Raw genomic sequence first — 22,454 nt, forward strand, 5'->3', positions numbered from 1 at the left:
CATGAACAGGAAAAAAAATGCATTGACGCGTACAGTAATTGCTCATAATCGTAAAGCGCGTTTTAATTTTGAAGTTTTAGATAATCTTGAAGCTGGACTTGTGCTTCATGGAACTGAAGTTAAATCTTTGCGTTCCAATAATGCTAATATTTCTGAAAGTTATGCTAGCTTTGAAAATGGAGAGTTATGGTTGATCAATGCTTACATTCCTGAATATATGCAAGCTAATCGTTTTAATCATGAACCACGTCGTTTACGTAAGTTATTGCTTTCAAAGCGCGAAATGGCACGTTTTTTTAATGCAGTTTCTCGTGAAGGGATGACCATTGTTCCACTTCAACTTTATTTTAATGAAAAAGGATGTGTGAAGTTAGAGATTGCTGTAGCGCGGGGTAAAAAGCTTCATGATAAGCGTGAAACAGAAAAAAAACGTGATTGGGGACGTGAAAAAGCGAGATTGTTGAAAAAGTACGGATAGTTTGGTTGGTTTGTATTTTCTTTTTTATAATAATACTAAAGGAATTTCAGCATTGATCTAAATATGTTTTCGCTGTTTGAAAGATTTGATGAAACATAGCATCTGTCAAACGGTTAGTATTAGTATTATAGCGGGAACAGTGATAGCTTGAGAAGATGCGTAATCTACCAATATTGTTTATTGCTCCGTGACCGAAAGGATGTTCTGGGACTTTTGCATTTAAAGCACGTATGGTTGAATGATGAGCAATGGCGCCAAGGGTAATAACGGCTTTGAGTTGAGGAAGATTTGTTAAAAGAGGCGCGAAAAAATATCGGCAAGTATTAATTTCTGTGCTGGTAGGTTTATTTTCTGGGGGTACACAACGAACTGAGTTAACAATTGCTGCATCAATTAATTCAAGACTATCATCAGGTCTTTCTTCAAAAGTTCCTTGAGCAAAACCGAATTTTTTTAAAGTAGAGTAAAGCAGTAGGCCAGCATAATCACCAGTAAAAGGGCGCCCAGTTCGATTTGCTCCACGCAATCCAGGGGCAAGCCCGACAATAAGAAGACGTGTTGTTGCAGCACCTTTAGAGGGAAAGAATGGGCTCACAGGCGCATTGTGCCACTGGGGTTCTTTTATACGCCAGCCGGAGATAAAGTCGTGTAAACGGGGGCATAAATCGCAATTTTGCGGTGGTTCTGGGCAAAATGTCGTTAATTGACTATTCATGGTTATAGGTATTAATCATCTTTATAAAAATTTTTGAGTTATTTTTTGGGTATACGGCAGATATTATTTTTGTAAATAACTTAATAATTTGTTTGATAACTAAAGTGTTAATTGGCACAATTTGAATAAATTCAAAGTTTTCATTTTAGAACAATACAATTATAAATAATACATTACAGCATTGTAATTCAAAAAGATTTCTAAGAAATTTGAATAATTATATAATTTCAATGCCTTAGAAGCCAAAAGAGATTCGTTACGTTAATAGGGAGGGTTGTTATTGCGTTTGAAACTAATATCGTTCAATTTGTTTTTTTAAGAGTGCTATTAGTCACTTAAACTTAGTTGATTGTGTTCTTTTATCTTATCAAGAAATTTCTGCAAAAATGCTAAAACTTGTATTGTTTTTCTTGTTTTTTGTTTTGGTTATTGTATATACTCCAAATTAAATGTTGGATTTTAAACTTTAAGAAAGGGGCGTAAATGGCCCGCGTAACGGTTGAGGATTGTATTGATAAAGTTGATAATCGTTTTGAATTGGTGCTTTTAGCCGGGCATCGAGCGCGCCAGATTTCGCAAGGTGCACAGATTACAGTTGATCGTGATAATGATAAAAATCCAGTTGTAGCTCTACGTGAAATAGCAGATGAAACTTTATCACCTGCAGATTTAAAAGAAGATCTTATTCATTCATTGCAGAAACATGTGGAAGTGGATGAGCCGGAAACGGTTAATGAATTTATTTCTCACTCCAGCGAATCTGAAAGTGCTTTTAGTACATCACAGGAAGAGGAAAAATGTTCATTTGATTGTATATCGGAAGAGGGGCTTTTAGCAGGTATTGAAGGCTTAGTTGTACCTGAGAAAAACGACGATTATTAATTTTGTAGTTTATTGAGAAAGTATTATATATACTTTATTCGAGAGTGCATATTTTATTTTTAGATCTTTTATTGATAGAATATTCAATAATATTTAAGTTATGAAGTTTCTGAGGATATGCCTATATGCTGCGTCAGCATGAGCTTATTGAGCGGGTGCGACATTACAAGCCTGATGTAAATGAGGCTTTATTGAATAAAGCCTACGTTTATGCAATGGAAAAGCATGGGCATCAAAAGCGTGCTTCAGGTGATCTTTATTTTTCTCATCCTTTAGAAGTTGCTACTATTTTAACGGATATGCATTTAGATGAAGCAACCATTGCTGTTGCTCTTTTACATGATACAATTGAAGATACAAGTGCTACACGAACAGAAATTGATCAGCTTTTTGGATCTGAAATTGGTAAGTTAGTTGAAGGGCTGACAAAGCTTAATAAGTTTGATTTTGTCTCGAAAAAGGCAGTGCAGGCAGAAAATCTTCGTAAGCTTCTTATTGCTATTTCTGATGATGTCCGTATTCTTTTAGTCAAACTTGCAGATCGCCTTCATAATATGCGCACTCTTAGTGTTATGCGTGATGATAAGCGTCGGTGGATTGCTGAGGAGACGATGGATATTTACGCACCGCTTGCTGGCCGTATGGGTATGCAGGATATGCGCGAAGAGTTAGAAGATCTTTCTTTTTTTTATTTAAATCCAGAAGGTTACCGTATTATTACTGACAGAATTTCTGAATTATCGAAGTGTAATCGGGATTTACTCTCTACAATCGAAAACGAATTGACAAGACTTTTTTCTCAGCATGGTATTAAAGTTGATGTTAAAAGCCGTCGGAAAAAATCTTATTCAATTTTTCGCAAAATGGAAAGCAAGGCATTATCTTTTGAGCAATTGTCTGATATTTTTGGATTTCGTGTGATTGTTGAAACAGTAGATGATTGTTACCGTGCTCTTGGTATTATCCATACTACATGGCCAATGGTACCTGGTCGTTTTAAAGATTATATTTCTATACCTAAGCAAAATGAATATCGTTCAATTCATACAACAATTGTAGGACCTTCAAGGCAACGTGTTGAATTGCAAATTAGAACCAATGCGATGAATACAATTGCTGAATATGGTGTGGCAGCACATTCCATTTATAAAGATTATGGTTCTAATTATTCAGTCTCGAAATTGTCGCGAGAAACTAATGCTTATGCGTGGTTACGTCAAACAATTCAATCTTTATCAGATGGAGATAATCCGGAAGAGTTTTTAGAGCATACAAAGCTTGAGCTTTTTCAAGATCAGGTTTTCTGCTTTACACCAAAAGGGCGGTTAATTGCCTTTCCAAAAGGTGCTACAGCTATTGATTTTGCTTATGCAGTTCATACCGATATTGGTGATTCTTGTGTGGGAGTGAAAATCAATGGTCGTATTATGCCTTTGATGACCAAATTAAAAAACGGTGATGAAGTTGATATTATACGTTCACAAGCTCAAATCCCACCGGTAGCGTGGGAATCTTTTGTTGTAACAGGAAAAGCACGTTCCGCGATTCGTCGGGCAACACGTGCAGCAGTACGTAAGCAATATTCAGGTTTAGGTTATACTATTCTTGAACGTTCGTTTGAATGTATGGGAAAACAATTTTCAAAAGATATGCTTAAACAAGTTCTGCCACGTTTGGCACGCAAGGATGTGGAAGATGTATTAACAGCTGTTGGGCGTGGTGAATTACCTTATGCTGATGTAGTTAAAGCAGTTTATCCAGATTATCAAGATCACAATGTTGTGCATAGGTCGTTTTTAAAATCTGAAGAAAAGGGTCGGTTTAATATTGAAAACTCTCAAAGCACAGCCTTTAAAATGCTTGAAAATGAAAAGGAAGGAACTTCAGAAAAGAAAGATCAATACAAAGCACTACCTATTCGAGGAATTAGTGGGGATATTCCAGTACGATTTTCTCCTGAAGGAGCTGTACCAGGGGATCGAATTGTTGGTATTATGCAACCGGGTGCGGGTATTGTTATTTATCCAATACAGTCTTCAGCTTTGATGGCTTATGATGATCAGCCAGAACGGTGGATTGATGTATGCTGGGATGTTGATACCCAAATAAGCGAACGTTTTCCTGCTCGGATAAATATTTGGGCTGTTAATAGTCCTGGCTCTTTGGCAAAAGTAACTCAGGTTATTTTTGCAAATGATGCTAATATTCAAAATTTATCTTTGGTCCGTATGGCTTCAGATTTCACGGAAATTGTACTTGATTTGGAAGTTTGGGATCTAAAACACTTGAATCGTATTCTTTCTCAGTTAAAAGAAACAGGCTCAGTTAGTGCGGTGAGTCGAGTGCACGGATAAAGATACGAGATTTTGCAATGAATACACAAGATGTAATTGATATTTTTAAGCAGGCAGATGCAATTCTAGAAGGGCATTTTATTTTAACATCAGGTCGCCATAGTCCTACTTATATGCAAAAAGCAAAGGTATTTATGCATGCTGATCTAACCGAAAAATTATGCTGTAGTTTAGCCCAAAAAATTAGGAACTGCGTTGAAGGAAAAATTGATTATGTGGTTGGTCCTGCAATTGGTGGTCTTATTCCTTCTTATGAAACTTCACGTCATCTCGGTGTACCTTCTATTTGGGTAGAACGTGAAAATGGCACATTTCAATTGCGTCGTTTTGAAATCGAAAAAAGGGCAAGAGTTGTAATTATCGAAGATATTGTAACAACTGGTCTTTCTATTCGTGAGACAATTGAAGCTTTAATTACGGCAGAAGCTAGCGTTGTGGCAAGTGCATGTATCCTTGATCGTTCTGGTGGTAAAGTTGATGTTGGGGTTCCGTTAATTGCGCTTGCAGAATATGAAGTGGCATCTTATGCCGCTGATGCACTACCTCCTGAGCTTGCTTCCCTTCCTGCAATTAAGCCAGGAAGTCGCAATATCTAATCATTTTTAAATATGCTCTGTTTTGTGCAAAAACGTCATTGAAATTAATTTGAATAACAAAGATTGTTTTGTACGAATAGTATATATATGAGTATCTTATGTTTTTTCATCATCGAAAATTAGTAGATTTTGGAGAGCGTATTTGGCTCTGGTTTTGGTCACATCGCTCATTTTATTATATGCGTAAGCGTATTTTGCGCATATCGGAAACGCCACATAAAATAGCGTTAGGGTTAGCTATTGGAATTTTTTCAGCTTGTTCACCCTTTTTCGGATTGCATATTATTTTGGCACTGTTTTTTTCTTGGATTTTACGCGGTAATTTTACTGCAGCAATTATTGGAACTGTTTTTTCAAATCCATTAACATTTTTGCCTATTGTTATAATTGATTATAAGATAGGCTATCTATTTTTATCACTTTTTGGAAATGTGGGTAAAATTTCTCTTTCCCAAATTCGCACTATATTCATTAACTTGACGTTTTCGAAGGTATGGATAATTTTTGGGAATACATGGGTTTCTATTATGCTACCAACGATTTTGGGTGGCATTCTTTTAGGTTTTATCTTTGGAGGTTTGTCTTATATAAGTGTTTACAAAGCAATAGCTCGTTTTCAGCAAAAAAGGTATCAGAAGATGATGCAAAGAATGCATTTGCAGCAAAAAAATTCAAGTAATGTTTTATGATTATAGGTCTTGGCAGTGATATAGTTGATATAAGGCGAATTGAGAAAATGTTGGTTCGTTATGGTGACTATTTTATCCAGCGCATTTTTACAGATGTAGAACAGGCCAAATCTGAAAATGTTCAAAAAAGTTCTTTTTCTTATGCTAAAAGATTTGCCGCTAAAGAGGCATGTGCTAAAGCTTTAGGGACAGGTATCGCCTGTGGTGTTAGCTGGAAAGACATGGAGGTAGTTAATTTACTGTCGGGAAAACCGACTATGCAATTAACAAATTGCGCACAGCTGCAATTACAAAAGTTATTACCTTCTCATCATAACGCTATCATTCATCTCAGTATAACAGATGATTTTCCTTGGGCGCAGGCAGTTGTTATTATAGAAGCACTTCCACGTGGATAGACAGTGGAAGAGATTGTGCTTTTGTTATTTGAGCATTATGATGAAAAACAAATTTTATTTGTAACGAAAAGGCAGTGTATGATGAGTCAAAAAGAAAAAGTACAAAAAAAGAAAGAGAAAGGTGGAGTCTTTGAATTGATTTCTGTTCTCATTCAGGCTTTATTTTTGGCTATTCTTATTCGCACGCTTTTTTTTCAACCCTTTACAATTCCTTCTGGTTCTATGCGTCCTACTTTACTTGTGGGGGACTATCTTTTTGTTTCCAAATATGCATATGGATATTCTCGTTTTTCCATTCCTTTTTCTCCTCCTATTTTTTCGGGACGTATTTGGGCATCTCAACCTGAACGAGGAGATGTTGTCGTATTTCGTTTGCCTAGCAATCCAGATGTTGATTATATTAAACGCGTTGTTGGATTACCCGGTGATTATGTTCAGGTTCGTCAAGGCGTTCTTTATATCAATGATAAAGCTGTTTCACGCCAATTAATGGGGCAGATTGATGATCCTGACGTAACAGAGCTCAACCGTCCTGTGGATGTTTATCGTGAGACAATGTCTAATGGTGTAAGTTACAATACACTTGATTTAGGTTTTTTTCCACAGGTTGATAACACAAAAGTTTTTGAGGTTCCTCCAGGGCATTATTTTATGATGGGTGATAACCGTCATAATTCAGATGATAGCCGTTTGGGTGTAGGTTACGTTCCAGAAGAAAATCTTGTTGGTCGAGCAAATTTAATTTTTTTCTCTATAAGTAATGGTTCAAGTGCATGGCAGATTTGGCGTTGGCCATTTGATGTGCGCTGGGCACGTTTGTTTTCTTTTATTAACACTATTCACTATTTTCCACTGACTAAGTAGGGTCTAATGATGAAGCGTCACATCATTGATCAGCTTGAAAAGCTGACGGGACATCGCTTTAAGAATGAAGATAGATTAAAAAGAGCATTGACACATTCTAGTGTTCAAGGGTTAGCTGAAGGCAATTATGAACGGTTGGAATTTTTAGGTGATCGCGTTCTTGGGCTTTTGGTTGCAGAAATGTTGTATCAATTTTTTCCACATGCTAGTGAAGGTGAATTATCAGTACGTTTAAATGGCTTAGTGAATACACAAACGTGTGTTGATATCGCACTAGAAATGGGTTTGCCTGATATGATTCATGTTGGTTTTGAAATGAAAAACTTAGAGAATCGTCGGGTAGCTAATATGTATGCTGATGTCATTGAAGCGTTAATTGCTGTAATGTATCTTGATGGGGAGTTGGAGTGTGTACGACCTTTCATCCGAAAATATTGGCACGATCGTGCAAGGAAGATGGATGCTGGTAGGCGTGATGCCAAAACAGAGTTACAAGAATGGGCTCATACACAAGATGGTGCACAGCCGCAATATCGGGTTGTAAAGCGCTATGGACCAGATCATGATCCCATTTTTATGGTTGAAGTAAAAATTTTTGGTTTTGCACCTGAGATTGGACAAGGCAGCTCTAAACGACATGCTGAAAGAATAGCTGCTGAAAAAATTTTACGACGTGAAGGTGTATGGCAATCAATAGAGAAAAGTGATCATGAATGATGTTATCAAAACACGCTGTGGTTTTGTTACGCTCATTGGGGTGCCCAATGCCGGTAAGTCGACATTAGTTAATCAATTGGTTGGAACAAAAATTTCAATTGTAACCCATAAGGTGCAAACAACACGAACTTTGGTACGTGGTATTGTCATTTATGAGAATACTCAAATTGTTCTCATTGATACTCCAGGTGTTTTTCGTCCTCATAAGCGATTAGAGCACGCTATGGTTTCTACTGCTTGGAGCGGTGCTAGAGGTGCTGATATCCTGTTAATTTTAATTGATGTTCAAAATGGTCTTTCAGACGAAGTTGATGCAATGTTAAATGTTTTAGAAAATGTTAAACAAGATAAAATTCTTGTTCTTAACAAGATTGATACAGTTGCAAGAACATCTCTTTTAGCATTAACTGCTAAAATTAATGAACGAATGAAATTTTTGCAAACATTCATGATTTCAGCTTTGAATGGTTCGGGTTGTAAGGATTTACTTCATTATTTAAGTACAATGATGCAAGAAGGGCCATGGTACTATTCAGAAGATCAAGTTTCGGATATGCCTATGCGTCAACTTGCTGCTGAAATTACACGTGAAAAACTTTTTCTTCGTCTCCATGAAGAAATTCCTTATTCCTCTACAGTTGAAACAGAAAATTGGGAGGAACGTTCAGATGGATCAGTTAAAATTAATCAAGTTATCTATGTAGAGCGTGATAGTCAGAAAAAAATTGTTTTAGGAGCGGGAGGTGATACAATTAAGGCGATTGGTCAAGCAGCGCGTAAAGAATTAATGGAAATCATGGAACAAAAGGTTCACCTTTTTCTTTTTGTAAAAGTGCGTGATAATTGGAGTACTAATCCAGAACGCTACCAAGAAATGGGATTAGATTTTTTAAAATAAAATGAGATGGAAAGAGCAAGCTATCATTCTTGGCACACGCCAGCATGGTGAAACGAGCGTTATTCTTGAAATTATGACACGTCAGCATGGTCGTTATATGGGAATGGTAAAAGGAGGGCGTTCCCGTAGTATGGCAGCTCTTCTTCAGCCTGGAAATTTTGTTGAGGTTGAATGGTGGGCACGTTTGGATGAGCATTTGGGATTATTTAAGCTTGAAGCACTTGATTTACATGCTTCACGATTAATGCTCATACCAGAAGCACTGTATACTTTGCAGTTGATGGCTTCTCATTTACGACTTCTTCCTGAACGTGATCCTCACCCTATTTTATATGATATGTTGCATATTTTTATGCAAAATTTTGATGAATGGTTTGTTATCGCTGAATTACTTATACGTTTTGAAATGCGACTTCTTAAAGAACTTGGTTTTGGCCTTGATTTATCTTGTTGTGTTGTAACAGGTTGTCAGGAAAACCTTTATTATGTATCACCAAAATCAGGACGTGCTGTGTGTGAAGAAGCAGGGTACCTTTGGAGAGATAAGCTTTTACCTTTACCGCAGTTTCTTATACAAAGAACCAGTCGTCCTATTGATTTTAATGATATGAAAAATGGGTTTATTTTAACAAATTTTTTTTTAACACGCCATGTTTGGGAGCCAAGAAGGATACAACAACCATCGGTTCGCGTTAATTTAATGAACTTATTTGAACGGCGATTTTGTACGAAAAAGTCAATTTACTGATTTTATGAAATGGGTATAATTTAAATATGCAAATTTTAAAAAAAATTTCTGAAGTACAACAATGTATAGCAAAGGAAAAACGTTTAGGATTATCGATTGGTTTTGTTCCAACTATGGGAGCATTGCATAGTGGTCATTTTGCTTTGGTGCAACAAGCAAAAGTAATGTGTGATCGAGTATTAGTTTCTATTTTTGTTAATCCGAAGCAATTTGGTCCTCATGATGATTTTGATACGTATCCAAGGGATTTTGCAGGTGATTGTGCTTTGTTGAAAAAAGCAGGTGTTGAATATGTTTTTGCACCTTCTACAGAAGAGATGTGGCCACTGGGAAATGAGACAGTTGTAAAGGTAGAAAAATTATCATATGTTTTAATAGGAAAATTACGTCCAGGACATTTTTGTGGTGTGACCAGTGTTGTTGCGAAGCTTTTTAATATTGTGCAGCCAGATAAGGCTTTTTTTGGGGAAAAAGATTTTCAGCAGCTTCTCATTATTCGTCGCATGGTTAAGGATTTAGCTTTTCCTGTTGAAATTGTTGGTGTACCTATTTTACGTGATGCAGATGGTGTAGCCAGCTCTTCACGCAATCAGCTTTTAACATTAGAAGATCGCAAAGCTGCAAAAATTATTCCTAAAAGCGGTGAAGCTGTTGTAAGGCTTTATAGCCAAGGCGAGCGATCAGTTAGTAAACTGTACAAAATTGCCCGTGATATTTTGCAACAAGAACCGCGTGCTATCATTGAGTCAATAGATTTAAGAGACATGGAAACTTTATGCATGTTTAGAAGAAAACTGAATAAACCTGCGGTTTTATTACTATGCATCCGCTTTGGTGAGGTTAGGCTTATTGATCAATATATTTTACGATAGGAAATACAACAATGACTTCATATAAAACTATAAATCGTATTACTGCTTCTGAAATACGGTCCAAAAAAGGTAAAGAGCCAATCGTTTCTTTAATGGTTTACCAGGCTTATAGTGCTCGAATTGCTGATCCATATTGCGACTTTCTTTTAGTGAGCGACAGCGTTGCTATGATTGTACATGGGTTTGATACAACATTACCTGTTGATGTAGATATGATGATTTTGTACGGAAAAGCTGTTATGCGTGGTTCTCAAAGAGCGCTTGTGGTTGTTGATATGCCTTTTGGTTCTTATGAAGAAAGTCCACAGCAGGCTTTTAGAAATGCATCACGAATTATTGCAGAAACAGGGTGTGGTGCAGTCAAACTTGAAGGTGGTGTTCATATGGCTGAAACGGTTAGGTTTTTGCATAGACGCGGTATTCCGGTTATATGTCATATTGGTCTCATGCCACATACAGTTCGTTTAGAGGGTTTTAAGGTACAAGGGCGCGATGAGAAGAGTTGGCTCCAGATTGAAGCTGATGCATTGGCAGTTGAAGAAGCAGGGGCTTTTGCTGTTATGGTGGAGGCGGTAGTAGAACCATTAGCAGTAAAGCTTACAGAGAAGCTCTCTATTCCTACTATCGGTGTTGGTGCGTCCAATCAGTGTGATGGGCAGATTTTAGTGATGGAAGATATGTTGGGCTATAATACTTGGTTAGGCTATGGTAGTTGGATGCCTAAATTTGTGCGTCGGTATGGTTCTTTTGAGGAAGTGGTGGATACAGCAGTCAAGAATTATGCAAATGATGTTAAATCACGCACTTTTCCAGCTGATACAGAGGTTTATAAGCATTAAATTGGACTTTAAAGGATTCTATAAAAACATGTTTGATACTGAGATCACATGTAAAAAAGCTTTTTATGTATTTTTGCGGTTTTATTGCTGACTCTTAATTTTAGTGCAGTCAGACTTTATTGATTAATGTAGTTTACATATGGAAACTAAAAATGGATTCACATAAAACTATGAAGCGTATTTCTTCTTCTGAAATACGGTCGAAAAAGGGGCAAGAACCAATTATTGCTCTAACAGCTTATCAGGCTTATAGTGCGCGGGTTGCTGATCCATATTGTGATTTTCTTTTGGTTGGTGATAGTGTTGGTATGGTTGTGCATGGTTTTGATACAACACTACCTGTTACTGTGGACATGATGATTTTACACGGACAAGCGGTCGTACGTAGTTCTCAAAAGGCGCTTGTAGTGGTTGATATGCCTTTTGGTTCTTATGAGAGAAGCCCCCAGCATGCTTTTGAAAATGCATCACGGATTATTGCAGAAACAGGGTGTGGTGCAGTCAAGCTTGAAGGTGGTATTTATATGGCGGAAACAATTGATTTTTTATGCCAGCGGGGAATCCCAGTTATGGGGCATGTTGGCCTTACACCACAAGCGGTGAATCGTTTCGGTAGTTTTAAGGTACAAGGGCGCACTGAAAATGATCGATTAAAGATTGAGGCTGATGCAGCAGCAGTTGAGGAAGCAGGTGCTTTTGCTGTTGTATTAGAGGGGGTAGTAGAACTATTAGCAGTGAAGATCACAAAAAATCTTTCTGTTCCTACTATTGGTATTGGTGCATCCAATCAGTGTGATGGGCAAATCTTAGTGATGGAAGATATGTTAGGTTACGGGGCTTGGGTACCTAAATTTGTACGTCGTTATGGTGATTTTGAGAAAGCAATGGATACGGCAATTAGAAATTATGCAGATGATGTTAGATCACGTTCTTTTCCGTCTGATTCAGAGATTTATAAGCTCAAATAAAATTAAATTTAAGAGAAAAATCTATAAAAATATATTAGTTGTTGAAGCTTAAGATAAAAGAATTTTTTTAAATACGTCTTGCTTACACTGAATTTGAATTGTTTTTCATGTGACTATTATATTTATATTTCATTGATTAATAAGATCATGAAATCTTTTAGTATAGCTTAAAGTATTTGCAGCAGAGAATTAAGAATCAATGATATTCATTTTTGTAAAGATAAACTACAGATAATAGAAGAAGCAAAGATTATGGATTAGGTAATCTTTAGATTAATAAAAATAAGAAGGAAAACAAATTCTGTTCTATTTATAGAACATATTCAAATAAGATATAATTATAATAAGATAATATGCAATAAAAAGTTACGTGAGATATTTTAATATTTATCCAACTGATGAGACTATAAGCTAAGATATTTGCATTTTATTCCGGTAAAAACAAAAGACAAGCGACTAGAAAAATGTGAATATCATCTTTGACTATTTATATCACGAAAGCGGGTTAAAAAGGCATTTTCAATTTGTTGTGTGGAATAGGATTGCAAATTAAGCTTATCGGGTAAAATATTATTTAGAGAACCAAAATAACGTATGGCTTCTTTTGTACTAAATCCAGCAAGAGTGATAGCTTCGTAGAAAGCAGCAATACGATCAGCTTGTTTGATTTTTTTTAATAGTTTGTGAGGTGGATTAACAGGTAAAGAAAAGCGTATGCAGATGGTATCTTGTATGCGTTTTTCGACGAGTTGATACTGTTTCCCTATAACAGCTTTAAAAGGTGAAATCATATCACCAATAACATATTCTGATGCGTCATGGAGAAGAGCTAAAAGACATTCATCATTGTGGGATTGTGGAAAGAGTATCTGAAATATTTGTTCCACTAAAAGTGAATGTTGTGCGACAGAATAAGTATGTTCACCGTGTGTTTGACCGTTCCAACGTGCAACACGAGAAAGACCATGGGCAATATCTTCGATTTCGATGTCAAGAGGGGAAGGATTAAGTAAATCAAGCCGCCGACCAGAAAGCATTCTTTGCCAAGCACGTGCTGTTCCATCTTGTGATAATTCAGCTTTAGCCATTAGTTAGTTTCCACGCTGCTTTCAGAAAAGCTGAAGTTCATATTTTCAGCGATACTTATTGTTACAGGAAGATTTTCTATTGTAAACGGAATATGTTTGTTCATAACATCTTTAACATGATCAATACGCATTAAAGCTAAGGCTTCGTTTTCTACACATGTTCCTAATTCGCCAAGTATTTTAGTGTCTGCTTGAATGGTGGATCCTGGCATTAATTTATGCTGGCCTTTTACTATCAAAAAACGGCGACGAACTGCTTTGCGGTGATGCATTCGTGAAACAACTTCCTGTCCGATGTAACAACCTTTATTGAATGATAATCCACTGATTTGATCGTAATTGATATCATGAGGAAAGACTTTACCTATTTCATAGTCTTGCCCACTTTCTGCAATTGCATAACGGATACGCATTCGGTTCCAATTATCATTATGTTCTGGAGCAAGAAACGGTATTTTCCCATAGAAACGTACCATTTTTTCCTTTTGTGGAAATCGTTTATCAATAAAACTTGAATCAAAATCACAAGTATTTATTTCATTTTTCCAAGAAACTGTAATAACTTTTTGTAATGGTTGTGTAATTTCCACTTTTGTATGTAATTTATAAAGGATAAGACGTTGTTGAAAGATATCAGCTAAAGGTGCAGCAATATCAATCATATAACCTTGCTCTATTTTACCGATTAAAAAATCAGCGACCACTTTTCCTTGTGGTGATAAAAGAGCACCAGGAAAGAATTCTTGTGGATTGATTTTTTCAACATTTGTTGTAATCAAGGCCTGTAGAAAATGTGTTGCTTCTTCACCTATAACTTTAATAATTTTGCGGTTTTTTAAGCTAATAGTGTTTTGTTTTTCGATCATGGTCCTTGCCTTTCTGCTCAGAGTTACATAATCGGTAAATAGATGATGTGTAAGGAGTATGGCTGTGTTTAAAACATTTGATACAATTTTTAAAGGTGCAACACTTGTTAATCATGATGGAAATGGCAAACGTGATATTGGTGTCACAAATGGCCGTATTGCTGAAATTGGTGATCTTACGCGTGCATCTGCTAGTGAGGTGATCGACTGTACAGGACTTCATATTTTACCAGGTATCATTGATAGCCAGGTCCATTTTCGTGAACCAGGTCACATACATAAAGAAGATCTAGAAAGTGGCTCTCGTTCTGCAGTTTTAGGAGGTGTTACAGCAGTTTTTGAAATGCCTAATACAAATCCACTAACGATAACAGAAGAGATGTTGACTGATAAAGTTAAACGTGGATTTCATCGAATGCATTGTGATTTTGCGTTTTGGATTGGGGGAACACATGATAATACGCATGAATTGGCTGAGTTAGAAAGACTTCCTGGAGCTGCTGGAATTAAAGTGTTTATGGGGTCTTCTACAGGGGATCTTTTAGTAGATGATGATGAAGGTGTTCGTCTAATTTTGAAGAATACGCGTCGTCGTACAGCTTTTCATTGTGAAGATGAGAAGCGGCTCAATGAACGTAAAATGCTTTGCGTTAAGGGAGATGTATCATCACATCTTGTTTGGCGTGATGAAATTTCTGCTTTGAAATGTACACAACGTTTAATTAAAATTGCGCGCGAAGTGGGAAAGCGCATCCATGTATTACACCTTTCTACAGCAGAAGAAGTTGATTTTCTGAAAAATCATAAGGATTTAGCAACGATTGAGGTAACCCAACATCATTTGACTTTGACTTCTGATGATTATCAAAGACTTGGCACATTGATCCAGATGAATCCACCTGTTCGTGAAAGCCACCACAGTAAAGGTCTTTGGTACGGTGTTCAACAAGGTATCATTGATGTTTTAGGTTCAGATCATGCTCCTCATACGCTTGAAGAAAAGCATAAGTCTTATCCTTTTTCACCTTCAGGTATGACGGGTGTTCAAACCACAGCAGCAATTATGCTGACTCATGTTAATACGGGGAGGATATCTCTTGAACGCTTTGTTGATCTCACTTCGCATGGCCCTAGTCGCGTTTTTGGTATAAGTTGTAAAGGACGCATTGCAGTTGGATATGATGCTGACTTAACCATTATTGATCTTAAGCGGGAAGAAATTATAACCAATGCACATATTGGTTCACGTGTAGGGTGGACACCCTATGATGGCAGAAAAGTTAAAGGTTGGCCAGTTGGGACAATTATTCGTGGAATGCGGGTTATGTGGGAAGGTGAAATTGTTACACCTTCGCAAGGTGAGCCTGTTAAATTTATAGAAGCATTAGCATAATAAGACTAAAAGCTTGATGTATTGTTGAATGATTGTTTTTTGTAAAAAAGGACACTCATAACAACTTTGTTACGCATATGTGAAAACAGCTTTAAGGCTTGTTTTGCTGATTATGTTTACGGAGGATGTTGATATTATAAACATAGTGTATCAAAAGCGGTTGTTACAAACAATTTTTGGTTTAATACCGTTTGTAATTCCATTAAAGTTTACGCTTTAGTTTGATATCTTAATGGACATAGATTTTTATTCTTTGGTTATTAAACAGAGTTGTACCTATAAAATGAACTTATAAATTAATACATTTGGAACAATTATTGTTGTTGTAAAGTAAATTAAAAGTTTGTCAGTATGCGTTATTTTATCTGTTTCATCATGATAATTTGTCACGTGTTAAGAATTCATTCCTCCTTAGATCAAGAAACATGATATTTGATTATTGGTATTCAATATTCATTTAAAAAAATAAAAAAGAGAAAACAGCCTTTGTTTATGTATTGAATTATCGACATATAATAGTACCGACAAATAAATTCTTTAAGTAAAAATGTGGTATGAAATCACAGCTTTATTTATTGTAAAATGAAGCCTTCATTAGTTTAGGTAAGGCTTATGGAAATGTAATGTAAAGTAACATGAAAGAGTTGCAAAAAATACTATAATGATCATTATGCGCTCATTTGGCAAACAATATTAGCTTCCATTTATTATTTTATACCTGCGATTATTAAATCTTAACGATGTTGTGTAGTGATTTGATTGTTATCATTGAAAAGCAGGATTGTTATAGGATTTTATAAAAATATCAGAATACGGTAATTTTGAATTTTATTTTGTTGTAGATGAAGTAAATAATTGACTTATATGTTACTAGATATTCTTAAAACAGTATCATTTGCTAAATGAAATGTTTTGTTTATCCATTATCAAACTAATAAACAGCTTAGTCTGTTTTAATTGCTTTATGTACGTATTATGTACATATAATATATTGTATAATTATCGTTAATTAATATTTTTTGCATTATATGGATCAAATAGTTCGATGTTGGAAATAAAAAATCCAATATAGCTGTATTTTTGTTCAAGCAGTGTTCATTAGCTTCATAATATGAGAAAATTTTGCCGGAGCGACACCAAGTAATATCACTACGGAGTATAATTAATGGGAAATCTGCGGTTTTATAACACGCTTACGCGCAAAAAAGAAGATTTCATACCAATTGATGCTACTAAAGTACGCCTTTATGTTTGTGGTCCGACAGTTTACGATTATGCTCATATTGGTAATGGGCGTTCTGTAATTGTTTTTGATATTTTATTTCGTTTATTACGTCATGTTTATGGCGAGGACCACGTGATATATGCTCGTAATATTACGGATGTTGATGATAAGATTAATGCACGAGCAATCCATAAATATCCAGAGCTTGCATTAAATGATGCCATTCGTCAATTAACAGAGTGTACATATGATCAATTTCAAAAAGATATAGCAGCGCTTGGTTGTTTATTACCAACTAGCCAACCACGTGCAACCGATCATTTGGAAGAAATACGATTTTTAATTGAAAGACTTCTTGAAAGAGGACATGCTTATATAGCAGAAAATCATATATTATTTTCTATCAGCAGTATGGGGGACTATCCCCGTTATGGCGAATTTGCAAAACGATCGCTTGATGAAATGAGGGCAGACTCACGTATAGATGTTGCTATTTATAAAAAGGAGAAAATGGATTTTGTTTTATGGAAACCCTCTCAAGAATGGGAACCAGGTTGGCCATCGCCAGCAGGAATTACTGGTTTAGGGCGCCCGGGTTGGCATATTGAATGCTCAGCAATGTCAATGGCGAAGCTGTTGGCTCCTTATGGTGGTGGCTTAAATTGTGATGACCCTGCAGCAAACATTTTTGATATCCATGGTGGTGGTATTGATTTGCTTTTTCCTCATCATGAAAATGAAATTGCACAAAGTTGTTCAGCTTTTGGGACTGAGCGAATGGCTAATTTTTGGATGCATAATGGTTTTTTGCAGGTTGAAGGCAAAAAAATGTCTAAAAGCCTTGATAATTTTATCACTATTCGTTCTCTATTAGAAAGTGATTTTCTTGAATTTAATGATGCTTTGACAAATGAAATAAGACAAAAATGGGCAGGTTTGTCTATCCGTTTTTCAATGTTGCAAACTCATTATCGTGAACCATTAAATTGGACAGCTCATCGTTTAGCGCAATCCAGTAGCGAATTATATCGTTGGTATGAGTTTCTTCGTTGTGAAAAATATTGTTTGAATAGCAATGAATCTATAGATGAATCTTTAATCAATACATTAAGTGATGACCTTAATACTTCAAATGCATTTACTATTTTACGAAAATTTTATAAAGAAGGAAATGCTATAGCTCTTGCACGCGGTATGGATTTATTTGGGCTATTGCGCCAAGAATGGGTTCAAGAAATGGAATGCCCGCTTTTTGTTAGAAAGACATGTCTTGATTCAAAATTTATTGATCAGCGCATTGCCGAAAGGCTACGACTTATCCATAATAAAGAATGGGAAGCTGCGGATAAAATTCGTGATGAGCTTGCAGTAGGGGGATCTCATTAAAAGATGAAAGAGATCCGCAGACTGGAGAGCGTATTACTACGTGGGAGATAAGACGACAATAATTCCCAGCAGCTCTCATAAAATAAGGAGAGAGTTTGATGGAATTTTTATACTTTTATGGATATATCGCACTTAAGTTAGCTGTAGGGCTTACCGCTTTTTTATTAATTTTAAGAACAACAGGTCGTGGTAATCTCAGTCAAATGACGCCAGTTGATTTGGTGAGTAATTTTGTAATGGGGGGCATTATTGGAGGGGTTATTTATAATCCGAGTATTAGTAGTATCCAATTATTGCTTGTTTTATTTATTTGGCAAACCTTGATCACATTTCTTAATTTTTTTGCACGGCATTCAGTTTTTTTTCATCGACTTATTACGGGAGGGAATATTATATTAGTTTCAGATGGTGTATTTCAAATAGATGAAATTAAGCGTTTGCGCATTAGTATAAGTGATCTAATTACCATGTTGCGCATTAAAGGCTGTAGTTTACATGAGGTGGCTTTTATTCGTTTGGAAACTAATGGTGATTTTTCTGTAATTAAGAAGGAAGAAGGCAAAAAATCTGCCATCGTGATACAAAATGGTGAAATTCTCGAAGAAAGTCTTAAAGCAATTAATAAATCAAAGACGTGGCTTAAAGCAGAATTGAAAAAAAGCATGTAAGAGTAGAAGATTTATTCGTAGCAGAATGGTATGAAAATACAGACAAAAACGGTAAATCTTATAGCGGATTGTTTCTTGTTCCTTTGTCGAAAATAGTCTAACCTTAAATTTCCGTAAGTATATAGATTGTTCAGAGGTGAAGGAAAGGTAGTAAATAATCTATGAAGGACAGTTTAAAAATTATTTTTTGCATGTTTATGAATAATAAAAGATATTAAAGGCTTTATGAAACAGAATGAAAAAGTAAAAACCGTTTTGGTAGATTCAGACCAAACTCTACGCACCCTTTATAATTTGTGGCCCTATATGTGGCCATCAGGCAGGTCTGACCTGAAGATGCGTGTGGTATGGGCAATATTTTATCTTATTTTGTCCAAACTTATTCTCATATCTGTACCGTATTTTTTTAAATATACTACAAATGCGCTTGATGTAAACTTTTTTCAGCTATTTGCAAGGCCTTCATCCATTTTGCTCGTGCCTATTATGCTGGTTTTGGCATATAATTTTGCACGCATCATTCAAGCTGGATTAAACCAGTTACGTGATTCTCTTTTTGCAACTGTTGGTCAATATGCTATTCGTCAATTATCATATAAGACTTTTGTGCATATTCATGGATTATCTTTGCGCTTCCATTTAGAGCGGCGAACTGGTGGTCTTTCTCGCGTGATTGATCGTGGTACAAAGGGAATTGAGGCTCTTGTTCGATTCTCGATTCTTAATACGGTGCCAACCATTCTAGAATTTATTTTAACAGCGTTTGTACTTTTGATAAATTATGGCTGGCATTATTTTCTTATCGTTGTTGTTATGGTTGGTTTGTATACTTGGTTTACAATCAAGGCGAGCGATTGGCGCATTGGTATTCGGGAAGAAATGAATACGGCTGATACTGAAGCAAATACACGGGCAGTTGATTCTCTTTTGAATTTTGAAACAGTCAAATATTTTGGCAATGAAGCTCTAGAAGCAAGTCGATTTGATTCTTCTATGGCGGGATATGAAAAAGCTGCAACAAAAATCTGGACATCTTTAAGTTGGCTTAATTTTGGTCAAGCTCTTATTTTTGGTATTGGAATGACAATCCTGATGTTAATGTCAGCTTATGAAGTTTTACATATGACACAAACTTTAGGAGATTTTGTTTTTATTAATGCGCTTTTAATACAACTTTCTATTCCGTTGAATTTTATTGGTTCAATTTATCGTGAAGTTCGACAGAGTTTAAGTGATATTGAAGCTATGTTTGATCTTTTAGGTGTTCAGCAGGAAATTGTTGATAAACCAGATGCTAAACCATTGGTAGTGAACAATGGTACTATTCGGTTTAATCAGGTGAAATTTTCCTATGATTCCGGTCGTTCAATTCTCAAAGATATTGATTTTGAAATTTCTGGAGGTAAAACAGTTGCAATTGTTGGGCCATCAGGCGCTGGTAAATCAACGATCTCTCGATTGCTTTTTCGATTTTATGATGTTGAATCAGGATCGATAACAATTGACGGGCAGGATATCCGTGATGTAACTCAAAAAAGTTTACGTGAAGCGATCGGTATGGTGCCGCAAGATACAGTTTTATTTAATGATACGATTGCGTATAATATTCGTTATGGGCGCCCTAGTGCAACAGATGAAGAAATGCACAAAGCTTCTGAAATGGCACAGATATTAAAATTTATTGAAATGCTTCCAGAAGGCTTTCAATCCATAGTAGGTGAACGAGGTCTTAAATTATCTGGTGGTGAGAAACAACGCGTGGCAATTGCGCGAACACTTTTAAAAGCACCTCCACTTCTTATTTTGGATGAAGCAACTGCGGCTCTTGATACAACGACAGAACAAGAAATTCAGCGGGCATTGGATATTATAAGCCGTGGTCGTACAACATTGATTATTGCTCATCGTCTTTCTACTGTTATTAATGCTGATGAAATTTTGGTACTGAAAAATGGTCGTATTATTGAGAAGGGAAGTCACACCGACCTTTTGAGCAAGAAAGGTTTATATGCTTCTATGTGGAATAAGCAGCTTGAAGCTTCACAGGCTGAAGAGAAATTACGTAAAATATGTGAAGAAGATGAGCTAGGCGTTGTTAATCGTAAGAAATGATCTACATGGAAATCATATCTGGTTTTATATAAAGTAATTGATTAAATATACAAAAGATGAGAGGGGAAAATAGAAGTTTATTTATTGTTCAATCATTCGTGAATAGGAAATTATATGCGTATTGTTCAATCTATCTGTAATAGTTTTGTCCCAATTCATAAAGAAGGTTATCCTTTTATTATAGCATTTTTTGTTGTTTCACTCGTTCTTGGTTGGATATGGAGCCCGTTGTTTTGGTGTGGTCTTATTTTAACCGTGTGGTGTATATATTTTTTTCGTGATCCAGAACGTGTCACGCCTATAAATTCAAATTGGATTGTCTCTCCTGCTGATGGTCGTATTTCGTGTATTGAATCATGTGTTCCCCCTGAAGAGTTAGGATTGGGGAGCGATGAAATGGTATGTGTTTCTGTGTTTATGGATCTTTTTTCATGTCATGTAAATCGTATTCCTATGAGCGGTACAATAGAATCTATTGTTTATCATCCGGGTAAGTTTGTGAATGCTGAGCTTGATAAAGCCAGTCGATTGAACGAACGTAATGGGGTGGTGATTGACAGTGAACACGGCAAAATTGGTGTTGTACAGATAGCAGGGTTGATTGCACGTCGAATTGTTTGTTGGTCTCAAAAAGATGATGCCGTTATTGCTGGGCAACGTTTTGGATTGATACGTTTTGGTTCTCGTCTTGATGTTTATATGCCTTCTGAAATAAAATTGCGCATTGCTGTTGGTCAGGTAGCAATTGCTGGAGAAACAGTCTTAGGTTCTTTTGATGATGCTACTGCGATAACTGACTTTAGACGTGATTAGGATGAGTCATGAAAATTTTTTCGCTATTTTCTTCATTTGATCCTGAAGAGCAACGTGGCGATATTACGCATCGGTTACGTTCACCTATGCCGATGCGGTTTGTTATTCCTAATATTATTACTATTTTAGCGATTTGTGCAGGGATAAGCGGTATCCGTTTAGCTTTTGAGCATCACTATGAGTCAGCTATTTTAATGGTGCTTTTGGCAGCAGTTTTAGATGGAGCTGATGGTCGTGTTGCACGTTTGATGGATGGCAGTTCATCTTTTGGAGCACAGATGGATTCACTTGCTGATGTTATTAATTTTGGTGTTGCTCCTGCTCTTGTTATTTATTCTTTTATTCTTGCTCAGGTTCATCAAGTAGGCTGGGTTGCAGCGCTTGTGTATTGTGTTGCTTGTTGTTTGCGGTTAGCTCGTTTTAATGCCACATTAGATAATGCTGATATACCAAGATGGCAGAGGAATTATTTTGTTGGTGTTCCTGCACCAGCAGGGGCATTATTGCTTTTATTACCTGTTTATTTAGGGGCTCTTGGTTTGATACCCAATAGAGGTTGGGCTTTATTTTTTAGCTTGTATACTGTGATTGTCGCTTTTCTTTTAGTGAGCCGCTTACCGGTATGGAATGCAAAAGAAATTGGTCAAAAATTAAGGCGCGATATTGTTGTACCATGTATGCTGGTCATTGTTATTTATGTTGGTTTTCTTGCAACTTACACATGGTATACTTTATTGATAACGGCTGTTGGTTATATGATTTTTCTACCTTGTAGTGCTTTGGCATATAATAAACGAGCTGCTTTAGAAGCGAAGAAGATGAGTGTTCAAACTGTCCAGGAATCATAAGATTTTATTTGGTTTTAAGAAGCAGAGTAAAATTATA

20 protein-coding genes and 2 pseudogenes are annotated in these 22,454 nt (G+C 36.2%); 19 read left to right on the forward strand and 3 right to left on the reverse strand.

Annotation, left to right across the window (positions count from 1 at the left end; genetic code table 11):
* Position 1: 1 nt before the first annotated feature.
* Positions 2-478: an SsrA-binding protein SmpB gene (gene smpB, locus BWD162_RS01470; RefSeq protein WP_078705138.1), complete on the forward strand. Its 477-nt coding sequence runs from the start codon at positions 2-4 to the stop codon at positions 476-478.
* 46 nt (positions 479-524) lie between these two features.
* Here smpB and BWD162_RS01475 read toward each other — a convergent pair whose 3' ends face one another.
* Positions 525-1,193, reverse strand: a complete 669-nt coding sequence (locus BWD162_RS01475; RefSeq protein WP_078705139.1) for a uracil-DNA glycosylase — start codon at positions 1,191-1,193, stop codon at positions 525-527.
* A gap of 483 nt (positions 1,194-1,676) precedes the next feature.
* Here BWD162_RS01475 and rpoZ point away from each other — a divergent pair, with 483 nt between their 5' ends.
* The 12 genes from rpoZ to panB (BWD162_RS01535) all read left to right on the forward strand — a co-directional run bounded on the left by rpoZ (position 1,677) and on the right by panB (BWD162_RS01535) (position 12,018).
* Positions 1,677-2,075, forward strand: coding sequence for a DNA-directed RNA polymerase subunit omega (gene rpoZ / locus BWD162_RS01480; protein ID WP_078663061.1), 399 nt, complete (start codon positions 1,677-1,679; stop codon positions 2,073-2,075).
* 125 nt (positions 2,076-2,200) lie between these two features.
* On the forward strand, positions 2,201-4,429 hold the full coding sequence (locus tag BWD162_RS01485) for a RelA/SpoT family protein (protein WP_078705140.1): 2,229 nt from the start codon (positions 2,201-2,203) through the stop codon (positions 4,427-4,429).
* 17 nt (positions 4,430-4,446) lie between these two features.
* A complete protein-coding gene (pyrE, locus tag BWD162_RS01490) occupies positions 4,447-5,025 on the forward strand; it encodes an orotate phosphoribosyltransferase (RefSeq protein WP_078705141.1) in 579 nt (192 codons plus the stop codon).
* Between the two features lie 98 nt (positions 5,026-5,123).
* On the forward strand, positions 5,124-5,714 hold the full coding sequence (locus BWD162_RS01495; protein WP_078705142.1) for a DUF2062 domain-containing protein: 591 nt from the start codon (positions 5,124-5,126) through the stop codon (positions 5,712-5,714).
* Positions 5,711-6,112 (forward strand): holo-ACP synthase, encoded by a 402-nt coding sequence (acpS, locus tag BWD162_RS01500; protein WP_078705143.1) that lies wholly within the window; start codon positions 5,711-5,713, stop codon positions 6,110-6,112. The genes BWD162_RS01495 and acpS overlap by 4 nt, the downstream gene beginning before the upstream one ends.
* 81 nt (positions 6,113-6,193) lie before the next feature.
* A complete protein-coding gene (gene lepB, locus BWD162_RS01505) occupies positions 6,194-6,976 on the forward strand; it encodes a signal peptidase I (protein WP_078706108.1) in 783 nt (260 codons plus the stop codon).
* 9 nt (positions 6,977-6,985) lie between these two features.
* A complete protein-coding gene (gene rnc, locus BWD162_RS01510) occupies positions 6,986-7,693 on the forward strand; it encodes a ribonuclease III (protein ID WP_078705144.1) in 708 nt (235 codons plus the stop codon).
* A complete protein-coding gene (era, locus tag BWD162_RS01515) occupies positions 7,686-8,591 on the forward strand; it encodes a GTPase Era (protein ID WP_078705145.1) in 906 nt (301 codons plus the stop codon). The genes rnc and era overlap by 8 nt, the downstream gene beginning before the upstream one ends.
* 1 nt (position 8,592) lies before the next feature.
* A complete protein-coding gene (recO, locus tag BWD162_RS01520) occupies positions 8,593-9,339 on the forward strand; it encodes a DNA repair protein RecO (protein ID WP_078705146.1) in 747 nt (248 codons plus the stop codon).
* A 26-nt stretch (positions 9,340-9,365) separates the two neighbouring features.
* Positions 9,366-10,211: a pantoate--beta-alanine ligase gene (gene panC, locus BWD162_RS01525; RefSeq protein ID WP_078705147.1), complete on the forward strand. Its 846-nt coding sequence runs from the start codon at positions 9,366-9,368 to the stop codon at positions 10,209-10,211.
* Between the two features lie 11 nt (positions 10,212-10,222).
* Entirely contained in the window at positions 10,223-11,050 is an 828-nt protein-coding gene (gene panB, locus BWD162_RS01530; RefSeq protein WP_078705148.1) for a 3-methyl-2-oxobutanoate hydroxymethyltransferase, read from the forward strand.
* A gap of 152 nt (positions 11,051-11,202) precedes the next feature.
* Positions 11,203-12,018 (forward strand): 3-methyl-2-oxobutanoate hydroxymethyltransferase, encoded by an 816-nt coding sequence (gene panB, locus BWD162_RS01535; protein WP_078705149.1) that lies wholly within the window; start codon positions 11,203-11,205, stop codon positions 12,016-12,018.
* A 473-nt stretch (positions 12,019-12,491) separates the two neighbouring features.
* On the opposite strand, the gene BWD162_RS01540 is transcribed toward panB (BWD162_RS01535), so the two are convergent.
* Positions 12,492-13,106: a YfbR-like 5'-deoxynucleotidase gene (locus BWD162_RS01540; RefSeq protein ID WP_078705150.1), complete on the reverse strand. Its 615-nt coding sequence runs from the start codon at positions 13,104-13,106 to the stop codon at positions 12,492-12,494.
* Positions 13,106-13,972 (reverse strand): CAF17-like 4Fe-4S cluster assembly/insertion protein YgfZ, encoded by an 867-nt coding sequence (ygfZ, locus tag BWD162_RS01545; protein WP_078705151.1) that lies wholly within the window; start codon positions 13,970-13,972, stop codon positions 13,106-13,108. Before ygfZ ends, BWD162_RS01540 begins: the two co-directional genes overlap by 1 nt.
* Before the next feature lie 64 nt (positions 13,973-14,036).
* Between ygfZ and BWD162_RS01550 the strand changes: the two genes are divergently transcribed.
* The 6 genes and pseudogenes from BWD162_RS01550 to pssA all read left to right on the forward strand — a co-directional run bounded on the left by BWD162_RS01550 (position 14,037) and on the right by pssA (position 22,417).
* Positions 14,037-15,365 (forward strand): dihydroorotase, encoded by a 1,329-nt coding sequence (locus BWD162_RS01550; RefSeq protein WP_078706109.1) that lies wholly within the window; start codon positions 14,037-14,039, stop codon positions 15,363-15,365.
* A gap of 1,165 nt (positions 15,366-16,530) precedes the next feature.
* Positions 16,531-18,038: pseudogene (cysS, locus tag BWD162_RS01555) on the forward strand (cysteine--tRNA ligase).
* A gap of 36 nt (positions 18,039-18,074) precedes the next feature.
* Positions 18,075-18,745: pseudogene (locus BWD162_RS01560) on the forward strand (DUF421 domain-containing protein).
* Between the two features lie 124 nt (positions 18,746-18,869).
* The gene (locus BWD162_RS01565; protein ID WP_078705152.1) at positions 18,870-20,756 is read left to right on the forward strand and encodes an ABCB family ABC transporter ATP-binding protein/permease; all 1,887 of its coding nucleotides are present in this window, start codon (positions 18,870-18,872) and stop codon (positions 20,754-20,756) included.
* A gap of 114 nt (positions 20,757-20,870) precedes the next feature.
* Complete coding sequence (locus BWD162_RS01570; RefSeq protein WP_078705153.1) at positions 20,871-21,569, forward strand: phosphatidylserine decarboxylase; 699 nt, start codon at positions 20,871-20,873, stop codon at positions 21,567-21,569.
* Between the two features lie 8 nt (positions 21,570-21,577).
* Positions 21,578-22,417, forward strand: a complete 840-nt coding sequence (pssA, locus tag BWD162_RS01575) for a CDP-diacylglycerol--serine O-phosphatidyltransferase (RefSeq protein ID WP_078705154.1) — start codon at positions 21,578-21,580, stop codon at positions 22,415-22,417.
* The last annotated feature ends 37 nt before the right edge of the window (positions 22,418-22,454 follow it).

The organism is Bartonella sp. WD16.2 (genome assembly GCF_002022505.1).
In the GTDB taxonomy this organism is placed as follows: Bacteria; Pseudomonadota; Alphaproteobacteria; order Rhizobiales; family Rhizobiaceae; genus Bartonella.

Excerpts from the sequence above, each read along its gene's own strand:
- smpB (WP_078705138.1), top strand. The coding sequence starts at position 2 with ATGAACAGGAAAAAAAATGCATTGACGCGTACAGTAATTGCTCATAAT.
- BWD162_RS01475 (WP_078705139.1), bottom strand. The coding sequence starts at position 1,193 with ATGAATAGTCAATTAACGACATTTTGCCCAGAACCACCGCAAAATTGC.
- rpoZ (WP_078663061.1), top strand. The coding sequence starts at position 1,677 with ATGGCCCGCGTAACGGTTGAGGATTGTATTGATAAAGTTGATAATCGT.
- BWD162_RS01485 (WP_078705140.1), top strand. The coding sequence starts at position 2,201 with ATGCTGCGTCAGCATGAGCTTATTGAGCGGGTGCGACATTACAAGCCT.
- pyrE (WP_078705141.1), top strand. The coding sequence starts at position 4,447 with ATGAATACACAAGATGTAATTGATATTTTTAAGCAGGCAGATGCAATT.
- BWD162_RS01495 (WP_078705142.1), top strand. The coding sequence starts at position 5,124 with ATGTTTTTTCATCATCGAAAATTAGTAGATTTTGGAGAGCGTATTTGG.
- acpS (WP_078705143.1), top strand. The coding sequence starts at position 5,711 with ATGATTATAGGTCTTGGCAGTGATATAGTTGATATAAGGCGAATTGAG.
- lepB (WP_078706108.1), top strand. The coding sequence starts at position 6,194 with ATGAGTCAAAAAGAAAAAGTACAAAAAAAGAAAGAGAAAGGTGGAGTC.
- rnc (WP_078705144.1), top strand. The coding sequence starts at position 6,986 with ATGAAGCGTCACATCATTGATCAGCTTGAAAAGCTGACGGGACATCGC.
- era (WP_078705145.1), top strand. The coding sequence starts at position 7,686 with ATGAATGATGTTATCAAAACACGCTGTGGTTTTGTTACGCTCATTGGG.
- recO (WP_078705146.1), top strand. The coding sequence starts at position 8,593 with ATGAGATGGAAAGAGCAAGCTATCATTCTTGGCACACGCCAGCATGGT.
- panC (WP_078705147.1), top strand. The coding sequence starts at position 9,366 with ATGCAAATTTTAAAAAAAATTTCTGAAGTACAACAATGTATAGCAAAG.
- panB (WP_078705148.1), top strand. The coding sequence starts at position 10,223 with ATGACTTCATATAAAACTATAAATCGTATTACTGCTTCTGAAATACGG.
- panB (WP_078705149.1), top strand. The coding sequence starts at position 11,203 with ATGGATTCACATAAAACTATGAAGCGTATTTCTTCTTCTGAAATACGG.
- BWD162_RS01540 (WP_078705150.1), bottom strand. The coding sequence starts at position 13,106 with ATGGCTAAAGCTGAATTATCACAAGATGGAACAGCACGTGCTTGGCAA.
- ygfZ (WP_078705151.1), bottom strand. The coding sequence starts at position 13,972 with ATGATCGAAAAACAAAACACTATTAGCTTAAAAAACCGCAAAATTATT.
- BWD162_RS01565 (WP_078705152.1), top strand. The coding sequence starts at position 18,870 with ATGAAACAGAATGAAAAAGTAAAAACCGTTTTGGTAGATTCAGACCAA.
- BWD162_RS01570 (WP_078705153.1), top strand. The coding sequence starts at position 20,871 with ATGCGTATTGTTCAATCTATCTGTAATAGTTTTGTCCCAATTCATAAA.
- pssA (WP_078705154.1), top strand. The coding sequence starts at position 21,578 with ATGAAAATTTTTTCGCTATTTTCTTCATTTGATCCTGAAGAGCAACGT.